Origin of the sequence: Actinoplanes sp. TBRC 11911, from assembly GCF_012933445.1 — a bacterium.
In the GTDB taxonomy this organism is placed as follows: domain Bacteria; phylum Actinomycetota; class Actinomycetes; order Mycobacteriales; family Micromonosporaceae; genus Actinoplanes.
This window is the reverse complement of sequence record NZ_JABBNC010000051.1, coordinates 1-14476: the sequence shown is the minus strand read 5'-3', so window position 1 is coordinate 14476 and position 14476 is coordinate 1. Positions and strand designations below refer to the sequence as shown.

At 69.7% G+C, this 14476-nt stretch carries 8 protein-coding genes and 1 pseudogene; 7 read left to right on the top strand and 2 right to left on the bottom strand.

The features are described 5' to 3' along the window. Nucleotides 1–5: 5 nt before the first annotated feature. A complete protein-coding gene (locus HH310_RS40430) occupies nucleotides 6–4547 on the bottom strand; it encodes an ATP-dependent helicase (protein WP_169181064.1) in 4542 nt (1513 codons plus the stop codon). 116 nt (nucleotides 4548–4663) lie between these two features. Here HH310_RS40430 and HH310_RS40425 point away from each other — a divergent pair, with 116 nt between their 5' ends. From HH310_RS40425 to HH310_RS40400, 6 genes and pseudogenes are all read left to right on the top strand, one after another. Next, entirely contained in the window at nucleotides 4664–5491 is an 828-nt protein-coding gene (locus HH310_RS40425; RefSeq protein WP_169181063.1) for a DUF4397 domain-containing protein, read from the top strand. A gap of 51 nt (nucleotides 5492–5542) precedes the next feature. Continuing rightward, complete coding sequence (locus tag HH310_RS45670) at nucleotides 5543–6805, top strand: class F sortase (RefSeq protein ID WP_211193258.1); 1263 nt, start codon at nucleotides 5543–5545, stop codon at nucleotides 6803–6805. Between the two features lie 81 nt (nucleotides 6806–6886). Beyond that, nucleotides 6887–8521 (top strand): serine/threonine-protein kinase, encoded by a 1635-nt coding sequence (locus tag HH310_RS40415; protein ID WP_169181062.1) that lies wholly within the window; start codon nucleotides 6887–6889, stop codon nucleotides 8519–8521. 89 nt (nucleotides 8522–8610) lie between these two features. Continuing rightward, nucleotides 8611–9788: pseudogene (locus tag HH310_RS40410) on the top strand (hemolysin family protein). Next, nucleotides 9785–10792, top strand: coding sequence for a hemolysin family protein (locus HH310_RS40405; RefSeq protein ID WP_169181061.1), 1008 nt, complete (start codon nucleotides 9785–9787; stop codon nucleotides 10790–10792). The pseudogene HH310_RS40410 and the gene HH310_RS40405 overlap by 4 nt, the downstream one beginning before the upstream one ends. Before the next feature lie 38 nt (nucleotides 10793–10830). Further along, nucleotides 10831–11787 carry a sporulation protein gene (locus tag HH310_RS40400; protein WP_169181060.1) on the top strand — a complete coding sequence of 319 codons (957 nt, stop codon included), beginning with the start codon at nucleotides 10831–10833 and terminating at the stop codon, nucleotides 11785–11787. 103 nt (nucleotides 11788–11890) lie between these two features. Here HH310_RS40400 and HH310_RS40395 read toward each other — a convergent pair whose 3' ends face one another. After that, the gene (locus tag HH310_RS40395) at nucleotides 11891–12049 is read right to left on the bottom strand and encodes a hypothetical protein (protein ID WP_169181059.1); all 159 of its coding nucleotides are present in this window, start codon (nucleotides 12047–12049) and stop codon (nucleotides 11891–11893) included. Between the two features lie 867 nt (nucleotides 12050–12916). On the opposite strand from HH310_RS40395, the gene ltrA reads away from it, so the two are divergent. Next, nucleotides 12917–14176: a group II intron reverse transcriptase/maturase gene (gene ltrA / locus HH310_RS40390; protein WP_169181058.1), complete on the top strand. Its 1260-nt coding sequence runs from the start codon at nucleotides 12917–12919 to the stop codon at nucleotides 14174–14176. The last annotated feature ends 300 nt before the right edge of the window (nucleotides 14177–14476 follow it).

Here is a 14476-nt window from a genome sequence, read left to right as displayed (position 1 = left end):
CTTGGCTAAGCCCGCAAACGCAACCCCCTTGGCGTAGCCCGGAACCCGGCCGCCGTCAGCGCCTCCCGCAGCGGCGACGTCTGCACCGACTCGCCGTCCGCCTTCTCGACCGACATCACGCCGAGCGCCCCCGACTTCACCGCCGCGCCGAGAGCCCGGCCGGCCGCGATCAGCGACTCCGGGTCGTCGGTGAAGGACAGCAGCGTGCGGCCACCGCGCTCCACATACAGCACCAGCTCACCCCCCACCAGCAGCACCAGCGCCCCGGCCTTGCGACCGGCCCGGTGACCGGCTTTCGGGACCGGTTCGCCGTCGCCGCTGTCGATCACCCGCTCGGGCCAGGGCAACGCGGCGCCGTACGGGTTGGCCGGGTCCGTGGACGCGAGCACGACCGCCCCCGCCGCGGTCCGTTTAGCCAGCTCGGCCGGCTCGGCCAACCCGCGCAACCGATCCACGGCTCCCGGCACCGCGAACTGCGCCGCCCCCAGCCCCTCGACGAAGTAACCGCGGCGCGCGGCACCCCGCTCCTCGAGCGCGCCCAGCACCGGATAGACCGCGGCGAACCCGCCGGTCACCCCCTCGGCCATCACGGCACCGCGGGTGACCACGCCGTGCCGCTCCAGCAACAGATCGGCCAGTGCCGCCGCGCGCCGGGTCGGGTCGAGATCGCGGTCGGGCAGGCGGGACCAGCGGCCCGCCATGTTCGGCGGACCGCCCCGCGCCGGCATGACCGGACGACCGGGCCGGCGGTACCGCGTACGAGCGGGCACCGCCTTGGCTCGATGCGCCCCGCTGCCGCCGAGCAGGGCCCGTAACGGCGCGAACGTGTCGTTCGTCAGATAGCCCGCCCAGACCAGATCCCACACGACCGCGGCCAGCGCCGCGTCGTCGGTCGCGCCCACCCGGTCGGACAGCGACCGGAAGAACAGCGCCTGCCCGTCGGCGAGGGCGTCGATGACGGACTGATGCGTCGGTGTGAGCGCCATCTCCTCGTCGGGCGGGGGCAGCAGCAGCGGGGCGCTGTCCGCGTACGCCAGCGTGACCCACCCGTCATTACTCCCGATCCCGCCGGACCCCGCCCACAGCACCTCACCGCCGCCGCTCAACTCGTCGAGCATCGGCGGGGCATAGTCGGCCACCCGGGTCGGCAGCACCAGCCGCTCCCACGCCGAGGCCGGCACCGCGATGCCCTGCAACTGCTCGATCGAGGCCGCCAGCGCGTCCACCCCGCGCGCGTTGCCGCCGATCTGATGCCAGCGCGGCAGGAAGGCGGCCAGTATCCGCGGCGGGACCGGCTCGATCTCGCGGCGCAGCGCGGCCAGCGAACGACGCCGCAGCATGCGCAACACCTCGGCGTCGCACCACTCGGTCCCGGCGCCGCTGGGGGAGAACTCGCCCGAGCCGACCCGCCCGGTCGCGCTCAGCCGTTTCAGCGCCTGCTCGACCACGAACACGCCGAGGCCGAACCGTGCCGCGCAGGTCGCCGCCGCGAACGGGCCGTGCGTGCGCGCATACCGCGCGACCAGGTCGCCGAGCGGGTCGTTCAGCGGTTCCAGGTAGGCCTCGGGGAGCCCGACCGGCAGCGCCACGCCGAGCGCGTCGCGATATCGCCCGGCGTCGTCGATGCCGATCCAGCGTTCCTCGCCCGCGACCCGGATCCGGATCGCCCGCCGCGCCGCCTCCAGCGACGAGATCCACGCCGGCTCCACGCCACGCGCCGCCAACTCCATATCGGACAGGTCGCCCAGCAGCCGGAGCAGCTCCGCGGTGTCCTCGGCGTCGCGTGGCTGGCGCCGCGTGGACAGCCACTGCAGCTGCGCCTCGGTCTCCGCGACCACCTCCGGGTCGAGCAGCTCACGCAGGTCGACGCGGCCGAGCAACTCGCCCAGCAGCGTCGAGTCGAGAGCCAGCGCGGCCGCCCGGCGCTCGGCCAGCGGCGCGTCGCCCTCGTAGAGGAAGGCCCCCACGTATCCGAACAGCAGGGAACGCGCGAACGGCGACGGGCGCGGCGTCTCCACCTCGACCACCCGGACCTTGCGGCCGGCCACCTCGCGCATGAGCCCGACCAGGCCGGGCACGTCGAACACGTCCTGCAGGCATTCCCGGGCCGCCTCCAGCGTGACCGGGAAGTCGGCGAACTCGCGCGCCACGTCCAGCAGCTGGGCGGACCGCTGGCGTTGCTGCCAGAGCGGTTGCCGGCGGCGCGGATCGCGGCGGGGCAGCAGCAGCGATCGCGCCGCGCACTCGCGGAACCGGGAGGCGAACAATGCCGACGTACCGACCGACTCCTCGACGATCTGGGCGATCTCCTCGGGGTCGAACGCCACCAGATCGGCCCCGGGCGGCTCCTCGGCCGTGTCCGGCAGACGCACCACGATGCCGTCGTCGGACGGCATCACCTGGCCGTCCACGCCGTACCGCTCGGACAGGCGCCGCGCGATCGCCAGCGACCAGGGCGCGTTGACCCGCGCCCCGAGCACACAGTGGACGGTCATCCGCCAGTCGCCGATCTCGTCGCGGAACCGCTCGACCACGATGGTCCGGTCGTCCGGCAGGTTGCGGGTGGCCTCGCGCTGCTCCGTCAGATACGCCACCAGGTTGTTCGCGGCCCACTCGTCGAGCCCGGCGTCGCGCAGTGTCGCGATCGCCTTGTCCTCGTCCGCGCGGACCAGCGAGCGCAGCTGCGCGCCGATCGCCCGGCCCAGCTCGATCGGACGGCCGAGCGCGTCGCCCTTCCAGAACGGCATCCGGGCCGGGGCGCCGGGCGCGGGGGAGACCAGCACCCGGTCGGGCGTGATGTCCTCGATCCGCCAGGACGTCGACCCCAGCAGGAAGACGTCGCCGACCCGCGACTCGTACACCATCTCCTCGTCGAGCTCGCCGACCCGCGACGCGCGCTCGCTGCCGGCCAGGAACACGCCGAACATGCCCCGGTCCGGAATCGTGCCGCCGCTGGTCACCGCCAGCCGCTGCGCCCCGGGCCGGCCGGTCAGCTCGTCGGTGCCGCGGTCCCACACCAGCCGCGGGCGCAACTCGGCGAACGCGGTCGACGGATAGCGGCCGGACAGCATGTCGAGCACCGCGTGCAGCGCCGACTCGGGCAGCTCGGCGAACGGCGCCGCCCGCCGCACCAACGCCGCCAGCTCGTCCACCTGCCAAGGGTCCAGCGCGACCATCGCGACGATCTGCTGGGCCAGCACGTCGAGCGGATTACGCGGATAACGCAGCTCCTCGATCGCGCCGACCGCCATCCGGTCGGCCACCACCGCGCAGGAGACCAGGTCGCCCCGATGTTTCGGGAAGACCACGCCACGCGACACCGCGCCCACCTGGTGCCCGGCCCGGCCGATGCGCTGCAGGCCCGCCGACACCGACGGCGGCGCCTCGATCTGCACGACCAGATCGACAGCGCCCATGTCGATGCCGAGCTCGAGACTGGAGGTGGCGACCACCGCGGGCAGCCGGCCGGTCTTCAGCGCTTCCTCGATCTGTTTACGCTCCTCGCGCGAGACGCTGCCGTGATGCGCCCGGGCGACCACCGGCGGTGCGCCACCGGCCTGCCCCGCCTGCGCCATGATCTCGGCCGGCGGCCGGGCCGGCACCGGCAGCACCTCGCCGGCCCGCTCGGCGGCGAGCTCGTTGATGCGGGCGCAGAGCCGCTCGGCCCCGCGCCGCGAATTCGTGAAGACGATCGTCGAGCGATGCGCCTGGATCAGGTCGAGAACGCGCTCCTCGACGGCGGGCCAGATCGACGGCGTGTGCCGGCCGCCGCCCCCCTCGTCGGGGTCGACCTCGGGCACCTCGTCGAGGCGCGTCATGTCCTCCACCGGCACCTCGACGGTGACCTCGATGGTCTTGGCGGCCGGCGGCTGGACGATCTCGACGTCGTGCGCGCCGCCGAGGAACCGGGCGGTCTCGTCGATCGGCCGGACCGTCGCGGACAATCCGATCCGCTGCGCCGGGCGGCCGATCAACGCGTCCAGCCGCTCCAGCGACAGCGCCAGGTGGGCGCCGCGCTTGGTGGCCGCGACCGCGTGCACCTCGTCGATGATCACCGTTTCCACGCCGCGCAACGAGTCACGCGCCGCCGAGGTGAGCAACAGATACAGCGACTCGGGCGTGGTGATCAGGATGTCCGGAGGCGTACGGGCGAAAAGGCGTCGCTCGTCGGCCGGTGTGTCACCGGTGCGCATCGCGACGGTGATGTCGGGCGGCGGCACGCCGAGCCGGCCGGACGCCTGCCGGATGCCGGTGAGCGGCGCCCGCAGATTGCGCTCGACGTCGACGGCCAGCGCCTTGAGCGGGCTCACATAGAGCACGCGGCAGCGTTTCCGCGGATCCTCCGGCATGGCCTCGTGCGCCAGCCGGTCGAGCGACCAGAGGAACGCGGCCAGCGTCTTGCCGGAGCCGGTCGGCGCGACCACGAGCGCGTTGCGACCGGCGCCGATCGCCCGCCACGCCCCGGACTGGGCCGCGGTGGGATCGGCGAACGCCTGCCGGAACCACTCCCTGGTGGCCGGCCCGAATTGCTCCAGCACCTCTGTCATGGGCCCATCTTCCCTCCGGGGTATGACAAAAACTTGCCGCTACGGACCATGTGCGATCAGATACAGGGCGGATATAAACGGTCACCACTTGAAGCGGCTACCACGCAGGGGGCCCCGTGTTCATCCGTGCAACAGCGGCTTTGGCCGCCTTCGCCGCCATCACTCTCTACGCGACACCGGCACACGCGGCCGGCGACGGCTATGTCCGTCTCGCCCACCTTTCGCCCGACACTCCGGCGGTGGACGTCTATCTCAAGGCCGAGTCCGGCTCGGCGAAGGAACAAGTCTTCCACGGCGTCGGATATGGGGCCATGTCCCAATATCTCCGGCTGCCCAGCGGCAACTACCAGGTCGCGATGCGTAAAGAGGGCGCGCCGGCGAGCGAAAAACCGGTGATCACCACCGAGGTCGGGGTGAGCGACGGCGGCGCGTATACGGTCGCCGGCGTCGGGCGCTTCGCCGACCTGGGGTTACGCGTGCTCAAGGACGACCTGAAACTGCCCGACGCCGGAAAGTCCAAGGTGCGGATCATCCAGGCGTCGGTCCAGGCACCGGTCCTGAACGTCGAGGGCAAGAACGGCACCAAGATCGCCGACAACGTCGCGTTCGCCACGACGACCGCGTACCGCGAGGTCAACCCCGGCAAATGGAGCGTCGAGGTGCAACCGTCCGGCGGCGGCAAGTCCAGCACGCTGCCGTGCACACTCGGTGCGGGCAGCGTGTATTCGCTGGTCGTGCTCGACGACGGCAAGGGCGGCCTGAAACCCGAGCTGCACGTCGACGCCAAGCGCCAGGGCACGGTCCCGCTGGGCGGCGTGGCCACCGGCGACGGCGGCACGCAGCCCGGATCCCGCGTGCCGACCGCGATTCTGATCGCCTCCATCGCGGCGATTCTGGCCGGTGGTCTGGCTTTCGTCGTCCGGCGCCGGCGCCAAACCGCTTGAGAGGTACGCCGTGCCGGCCGACCTTCCAACACCAGGCCCCAGGGGTACGCCGTGACGGCCGACCCACCCGAGGCCAGCGCCGTGGCAGCGGGCCCGTCCGAGGGCGCCGTGGCGGCCGACCCACCCGAGGGCAGCGCTGTGGCAGCGGGCCCGTCCGAGGGCGCCGTGGCGGCCGACCCACCCGAGGGCAGCGCCGTGGCAGCGGGCCCGTCCGAGGGCGCCGTGGCGGCGGACCCGTCCGTTGGCTATGCCGTCGCGGCGGCGCGGTCCGACGGTGACGCCGCCGCGGCCGAACCGTTGGACCGTCCCGCTCGCGGCGTGGCCAAGGTGGTCAAACCCCCTGGTGTCCGCGCGTTCGCGTCGGTCCCCGGGGCACTGCGCATGCCCCGGCAACCGTCGCGACGCTGGCCCCGGCTCGCCTCTCGCTCGATCGCCTTCCCGCGCCGGGTACGGCCCGTCCTCAAGACCCCACAGCCCGCGGAAATTCCACCGTTGAGAGCGGCCGCGCCCGGCACCCCCGATCCGGTTCCGCTCATGCCGGCCGACGGTGCTCCCGACGTACGGGAAATGGCTGTTGGCGGTGCTCCGGGCGTACCGGAAATCGCTGTTGACGGTGCTCCCGGCGTACCGCGAAAGGATGTTGAGGCCGCACCGCACACGCCGGCCGCTGCCGTGCGCGACAAACCCAAGCGCGGCCTCCTCCTCCCGGCCCTGGCCGGCGCCGTCGCGGCGGTCCTGGCCGGCGGCGGATATCTCGCCGCGACCCACCACCAGGCCGACCGCGAAGATCTCGGCCGATGGGCCGTCGCGCCACCCGCCGCAAGCGACCCGGCCAGGCCTTCCGGAGATCCTTTCGCGACCGTCGCCGCGGCCCCCCAAGGACCACCCACCCGGGTGCGGATCGCCGCGATCAACCTGGACACCACGCTGGAAAGTCTCCGCCTCGGCCGCGACGGCGCCCTTCAGCCGCCCAAGAGTTTCGGCCGGGCCGGCTGGTACGCGGACGGCACCGCCCCGGGCGACACCGGACCGGCCGTGATCGCCGGTCACGTCGACTCCAAATCCGGTCCGGCGATCTTCTATCGGCTGCGCGAACTGACCGTCGGTGATCACATCGACGTCACCCGCGGCGGCACGATAGTGCGTTTCACCGTCACCGCAACGGCGTGGTATCCGAAGACGAAATTCCCGGCGTCGTGGGTTTACGGGCCGACCCCGGACCGGCAGCTACGGCTGATCACCTGCGGCGGGGTTTTTGATCATTCGCTGCGGTCATATAAGGACAATCTTGTGGTCTACGCGGTGTCCGGGTGATCGACATTCCTTCCGAGGGCTCCGCTTGATTATTCTGACAAACGGTGAGGCTTATTCACGGCGATGGCGTGTGGGGGCGGAATGGCGGTCAGACGCATGCTCGTCGCCGGCCGGTACCGCTTGCACGAAGTGGTGGGAACCGGTGGCATGGGCCGGGTCTGGCTGGCCCGCGACGAAATGCTGGACCGGGACGTCGCGGTCAAGGAGTTCGTGCCGCCGGAGTGGATGACCGACGCGGAGAAGGAACGGCTGCGCGACCGTACGCTGCGTGAGGCCCGCAGTGCCGGCCGGCTCAACCATCCGCACGTCGTGCGGGTCTTCGACGTCGTCCACGAGGACAACCAACCGTGGATAGTGATGGAGTACGTTCCGTCGCGGTCGCTGCACCAGGTGATCCACGATGACGGACCGTATTCGCCGGCCGCCGCCGCCCGCATCGGCCTGGCCGTCCTGGACGCGCTGACCGCCGCGCACCGGGCAGGCGTGCTGCACCGCGACATCAAACCGCACAACGTGCTGATCGGGCACGACGGCCGGGTGGTGCTGACCGACTTCGGGCTGGCCACGTTCGTGGACGATGGGTCGGTGACCGGGCCGGGCCTGGTGGTGGGCTCGCCGCAGTACGTGTCGCCGGAACGCGCGCGCGACGGTGCGTCCACGGTGGAGTCCGATCTCTGGTCGTTCGGCGCCACGCTGTACGCGGCCGTGGAGGGCCGATCGCCGTACGCGCGGGAGACCGCGATGGCCACGCTGATGGCGCTGGCCACCGAGCCGCCGGATCCGCCGGAGAAGGCGGGTCTCCTCGGGCCGGTGCTGACCGGGCTGCTGCGGCACGACCCGCACGTGCGGCTGACCGCGAGCGAGGTGGACCGCCGGCTGCGGATGATCGTGGCCGCCACGCCCGGGGTGGTGACGATTCCGGCTCAGCGTCGGGGCGGTTCCTCGGTCGTGGCGGTTGCCACCCCGCCGCCGCCCCCGCCCGGGCCGCCGCCGCCCCCGGACGACCCGCCGCCGCCGTTGCATCACCGGCCGAGGGTCGTCGTGGCCAGCCTGGCGACCGTTGCCGTGCTCGGCGCAGGCGGCGTTCTGGCGGGATATTTGGCGAAATCTGGTGGTGAACCGACCGCAGATAAACCCACGTCGCGCGCCACCATGATCACCGCTGGCTTCTCGCCCGCGACCTGCGACGGGCCGGGTCCGTCCCTCGCCCCGCGCCTGCCGCAGCGTGATGCCGCGCGCGGCGTCAACGGGTGGGAGCTGATCCGCGGCTGGTCGTACTTCGCCGACGGGACCGGCTTCCACATCCCGGTGCCGGACGGCTGGACGTGGCAGAAGATCGGCTCCACCTACTGCTTCCGCGATCCGGCCGGCGGGCGGGTGCTCAGCCTGGACACCGGCCGCGACCCGAAGGGCGATCCCGTCACGGCCTGCGAGCGCGAGGAGAAACGCCTGGTCGCGGCCGGTGCGCTGCCGCAATACCAGCGCATCGGGATCGAGGCGAAGCCGCTGCTGGAGAAGGCCGCCGACTGGGATTACTCGTACGCCGACGCGTCCGGGCTGGGGCTGCGCGCGCGGACGAGATGGTTCGCGATGAACGGCAAGGCGTACGCGCTGAGCTGGGCCACCCGCGACATCGACTGGCCCAGCGACCTCGCGAAGATCAGCATGGTGCTGAGCAGCTTCTACACCGATTCCGTCCGGCCCACTCACAGCTAGTCTTCAGCCGCCGTTGGTAACGTCTCGCCGGTGAGCGGCAGTAGTCGGCCGGGCTCGGCCCGGCTTCAAGTCATCCGATCCGACCAGCCATGTTGATCGTCATCGGTCTCCTGCTGGTCCTCCTCGTCACGGCCGTGACCGGTTATTTCGTCGCCCAGGAATTCGGGTTCGTCGCCGCCGACCGTGGCCGCCTGCGCCGTGACGCCGCGCAGGGCGACAAGGCTGCCGCGCGGGCTCTGCAGGTCACCGAGCGCCTGTCGTTCGTGCTGTCCGGCGCCCAGCTCGGCATCACCGTGACCGCGCTGATCGTCGGCTACGTGGCCGAGCCGTTCCTGGGGTCGGGTTTCGCCTCGCTGTTCGGCGGCGGCATGCTCGCGCAGGTCGTCTCGGTCGCGCTCGCGCTGATCATCGCGACCGTCGTGCAGATGGTGCTCGGCGAGCTCGCGCCCAAGAACCTCGCGATCGCCCGCGCCGAAAAGCTGGCCAAGGCCCTCAGCCGGTCGACGCTGATCTATCTGGCGGTGCTCGGCCCGATCATCCGGCTCTTCGACCGGGCGGCGGCCGGCCTGCTGCGCCGGATCGGCATCGAACCGATCGAGGAGTTGCCCGAGGGCGTCACCGAGGAAGACCTCGAGAAGATCATCGAGGAGTCGCGCGCCGACGGTCAGCTCGATCCGGAGCTGTCCACGCTGCTCGATCGCGGTCTCGACTTCCGGGGCCGGACGGCGGCCGAGGCGATGGTGCCCCGCGTCGACGTGGTGACCGTGCCGTCCTCGGCCGTGGCCGCCGACGTGGTCGAGCTGATGTCGACCGGGCGCTCCCGATTCCCCGTACGCGGCTCGTCCCTGGATGAGATCGTCGGCGTGGTCGGCGTGACAGACGTCTTGGCTGTCCCATCCGCCGCACGGTTTTCGACCGACATTTCCGACATTTCGGTTGATCCCCTTTTTGTGCCCGCGTCCCTCCGGCTCCCCGGGGTCCTTGCGTCGGCCCGATCCACGACGAGGACGATCTCCCCGAGCCCGCGCCGGAACGCCAGGACGACGGCTCCTGGCTGGTCCCGGCCCGCTGGCGGATCGACGAGATCACCGATGCCACCGGCGTCACGCTGCCCACCGGTGACGACTACGACACCCTCTCCGGCCTGGTGCTGGCTCGCCTCGGGCGGGTGGTCGAGGCCGGCGACTCGCTCACTCTCGATTCCCTTTCGGTACGCGTCGAGACCGTCGACCGCCACGTACCGCAGACCGTGCGGATCTCCCGATGAACGCCCTCTGGGTTGTTCTGCTGCTGGCCGGCAACGCGTTCTTCGTCGCGGCCGAGTTCGCGCTGGTCGCGAGCAAGCGGCACCGTCTGGAGCAGATGAGCGGCCGGGGCGCTTCGGCAGCGCTCGCCGGCACCCGTCAGCTGTCGGTGATGCTGGCCGGCGCCCAGCTCGGCATCACGCTGTGCTCACTGGGTCTGGGCGCGCTGGCCGAGCCGGCGCTGGAGCATCTGCTGGCCCCGCTGCTGCACGGTTTCCTGCCGTCGGTGGCCAGCCACGTGATCGCGTTCCTGCTCGCGCTGGTCGTCGTCACGTTCCTGCACCTGGTGATCGGCGAGATGATGCCGAAGTCGTGGGCGATCACCCACCCGGAACGCTCGGCGTCGCTGCTGGCCGTGCCGTTCGTGGCCTTCACCCGACTCGCCCGCCCGGCGCTGCGCGTGCTGAACGCCCTGGCCAACGTCGCGCTGCGACCGTTCGGCGTGCACCCGCAGGATCAGCTCGCCGTCGCGCACGGTCCCGCCGAGATGCGGATCCTGCTCGACCGGTCGGCGGTCGAGGGCTCCATCGCGGCCGAGCAGACCCAGCTGCTGACCAGCATGCTCGAGCTCAATTCCCTCCGCGTACGCGACCTCGCCGCCCCCGTGCACGCCCTGGTCACCGTGCCGCCGACCGCCGACGCCACCGCGATCGAGCGGGCGTCGCTGACCAGCGGCCGGTCGCGACTGGCCGTGTCCGCGAACGACGGCCGCATCGTCGGCGTGGTGCACGTCCGGGACGCGGTCCGGGCCGCCACGGCCGATCACCCGGTGACCGCGGCCGAGCTGATGGACCCGCCCTTCGTGCTGGACGCCGAGTCCAGCGTGGTCGAGGCGGTGACCGCGATGCGGGCCGGCCGCGCCCAGCTCGCTCTGGTGGGCCCGGGCGCCGGCTTCGTCGCCCTGGAGGACTTGCTGGAACAGGTGATCGGCCGTTTCGACGACGAGACGGACCAGGTCCCCGCCTGAAATTTAGCCACCCCGTTTGTTCAAGGAGGAATGACCCGGTGGTTTTCAAAAAGATGATGCGCGCCTTCGGTGTCGGCGGACCGTCCGTCGACACCGTGCTGGCCAACCCGAACACCCGCCCCGGCCTGGCCCTTGACGGCCAGGTCCGGATCGTCGGCGGCGACCACGACGTGACCATCGAGCAGATCGTGCTGGGCCTGGTCACCCGCGTGGAGTCGGAGCACGGCGAGAACCTCGTCGAGTTCCACCGCCAGCAAGTCGCCGGCATGTTCCAGCTGCGCAAGGGTGAGCAGCGCGACCTGCCGTTCCAATTCCCGGTTCCCTGGGAAACCCCGATCACCGACATGTACGGCCAGCGCCTGCGCGGCATGACCATGGGGTTGCGCACCGAGCTGTCCGTGGCGAAGGCCGTCGACAAGGGCGACCTCGACCAGGTCTTCGTGCATCCGCTCCCGGCCCAGGAGCGGATCCTGGAGGCGCTCGGCCGGCTCGGCTTCCAGTTCAAGGGCGCCGACCTGGAACACGGCCGGATCTACGGCGTCGACCACCAGCTGCCGTTCTACCAGGAGATCGAGTATTACCCGGCAGCCCAGTACGCGCACGGCATCAACGAGGTCGAGGTGACCTTCGTGGCCGATCCGGCCGGCGTCGAGGTGATCCTCGAGTTCGACAAGCGCGGCGGGTTCCTGCAGCCCGGCCACGACACGTACGGCCGCTTCCGGGTGTCGCACGCCGAGGCCGACACCATGGACTGGGCGTCGGTCGTGGACTCGTGGGTGCGTGAGGCCACCGGTCGATACGAGGGTCTGCGCGGTTCGTACGGGGGCGCGGGTCATGGTTTCGGCGGCGGTGGCTATCACGGGCACGTGCGTCATCGAGGCCACGGTCCCGGCATGGGCGGCATGGTGGCCGGCGTCGCGGGTGGTGTCGTCGGTGGCATGATCCTCGGCGAGGCCATGGACGAGGTCTTCGAGGACGACGGCGGCGACGAGTGACCGTCTAGGCTTGGTGGCGCCGCTCGTCGCGCGGCGCCACCATGCTGTCTGTCCAGCCACCGCGTGGCAGGCCCGAGTGTGAGCACCCCACTCCCCGCGCCGATCAGCTGATCCCGGGCCGGCTCCAGGGCAGCGCGTGCGCGCGCGACGACGTCCCGATCGCCGACCACCACGCCCGCGGTCTGGTGGATCCGGCGGCTCGCGGCTTCTGCGGCTTCTGCGGCTCGCGCGGGTCTTGCAGCTCGCGGATCTCGCGGCTCATGCGGTCGGCGCAGTGGCCGCGAAACGCCGTGCTCCCTCCGCCCACCCTCCGCATATCCGACATTTCCGGTTACCGGTCGGGCTCGATTGAACCATTGGCGGCCTGACTCGACGGATGGCACGCGGCGTTTCCATTATGTGGGACCAGCGGCCGCCTACTGAGACGGGCGACCACGCCCTGGACTCGGCATCCGCAATGTGGGATTACGGTCCATTGTGGAGTGTATTTTTGCCCAATAATGCGGCTTTTGCCCACGGGGATTCTCCCGCCAGATGTGAACCTTGGAGAGTTATTTGTGCCCTGAACGGTGAAGGAGCTTGGTTGTAGGCAGAGTTCTGGAATTGATGCTGTACGGGAGATGAAGGATTTGGCCCTTCGGAGTCGCCCGTTCGGGGGGAGGCTTCAAACCGCCACATGCTGCGTTGGCTGAAGACCGTCGTGGTGAGCGATGTGGAAAAGGCACACGTGATGTGTCAGGTGGGGATCAGGAAGACGATCGTTGTTGAGGTGTCGTTATCCAATGAAGTGGCATCAAAACCGGGGGGTCGTAACTTCTTCCGGGGTGAGTCTGGCGGGTGCCCGATTTATTGGCCAGGCGGTGTCCGGCATGCATGGCGACGTGAGCCTGGTCTGCTGCTCTCGTATGGAACAGGGGAAGGCACGCCCGGATATGTTCGCCTGTGTTTCAGGTGGTGAGAGGGAGTGTCTCAAGCGGCTCATACCCGTGAGAGATTGAGTACCGTGGCCGGGCGTGCTGGCGGACCGACTCGTAGTAGTGATGAAGGCCGCTGTAATGGTGGTTGAGCGAAGGGGTCGGGTCGTTCGTGGTCTTTCGTCTGATCAACCGGTTCATCCGGGAGGAGTCATGTGGAAGGGCAGAAGTCATCAGCGGGTAAGCCGTTTGATATTGGTAAGCGGGAGGTGTGGGACGCCTATCAGCAGGTGAAGGCGAAGAAGGGCGGTCCGGGGGTGGACGGCATAAGTGTCGAGGGCTTCGAGGAGGATCTGAAGAACAATTTGTACAAGATCTGGAATCGGATGTCGTCAGGTACTTATTTTCCGCCCCCGGTGAAAGCTGTCGAGATCGCGAAGACGCATGGTGGGGGCACTCGTATGTTGGGGGTTCCCACGATCGCGGATAGGGTGGCGCAGACGGTCGTGGCCCACCGGTTGGAGGTGAAGGTCGAACCGATCTTCCACCCCGACTCGTATGGGTATCGGCCGGGTCGCTCGGCGCTGGACGCGGTCAGCGTGTGCAGGCGGCGCTGCTGGGAGTACGACTGGGTGATCGATTTGGACATTCAGAAGTTCTTCGACAGCGTCGATCACGGCTTGCTGGTCAAGGCGGTCGAGAGGCATGCTGATGTTCCGTGGATTGTGTTGTATGTCAAACGGTGGCTTGTTGCGCCGGTGCAACTGATGGACGGCACGATACGGCCACGGGATCGGGGGACACCGCAGGGTTCGGCGGTGTCGCCTGTGCTGGCGAACCTGTTCATGCACTATGCGTTCGACATGTGGATGGTCCGGGAGTTCCCGGGGAATCCGTTCGAACGGTACGCTGACGATGCGGTGGTGCATTGTGAGAGCCGCGCTCAAGCCGAACATCTGGTGCAGGCTATTGCTGCCCGGATGGAGCAGGTGGGGCTACGGCTTCATCCCGAGAAGACGCGGATCGTGTATTGCAGAGACGGGAAGCGGCGGGCAACATATGAGCACACCGCTTTCACGTTTCTGGGATACACGTTTCGTTCTCGGGGGGCACGAAATGAGAGGGAACAGGTAACGTTCACCGGTTTCACGCCGGCGATCAGCAACGACGCTCTGAAGAAGATCAGCGAGACGGTCCGCCGGTGGCGGCTGGATCGCGGGTCGGGTCTGACTCTGGCTGATATCGCACGGTGGATCAATCCGATCGTGCGGGGCTGGATGCAGTACTACGGGCGGTATAACCGGTCTGTGATGTATCCATTCCTGCAACGCATCAACGCCTACCTCGTGCGTTTCCTGCGGAACAAATTCAAACGGATCCGGACCTTCAAGAAGGCGAAAGCGGGATGGCAACGCATCACCAGCCAATACCCGAGGGCCTTCGCGCACTGGGCCTGGATCACTGCTTTCTGGTGATCAGAACGACAAGAGCCGTATGACGGGAGACTGTCACGTACGGATCTGTGAGGGCCGGAGGGTGAGATTCCCTCCGGCTACTCGGCGGCTCGTATGTGGGCGCAAGTATCCAAGGTTCACAAAAATCCACGATGTGGCCGCGGTGTCCACATAGCGGGAGCACTCACCCACGAGCGGGTTGCGGCGTGAGCGGGTCGCCGTGCGAGCGGGTCGCCCCACGAGCGCGTCGCCGCAGGAGCGGGTCGCCCCACGAGCGGATCGTCGTTTGAGCGGATCGTCGCGTGAGCGGGTCGCCCCACG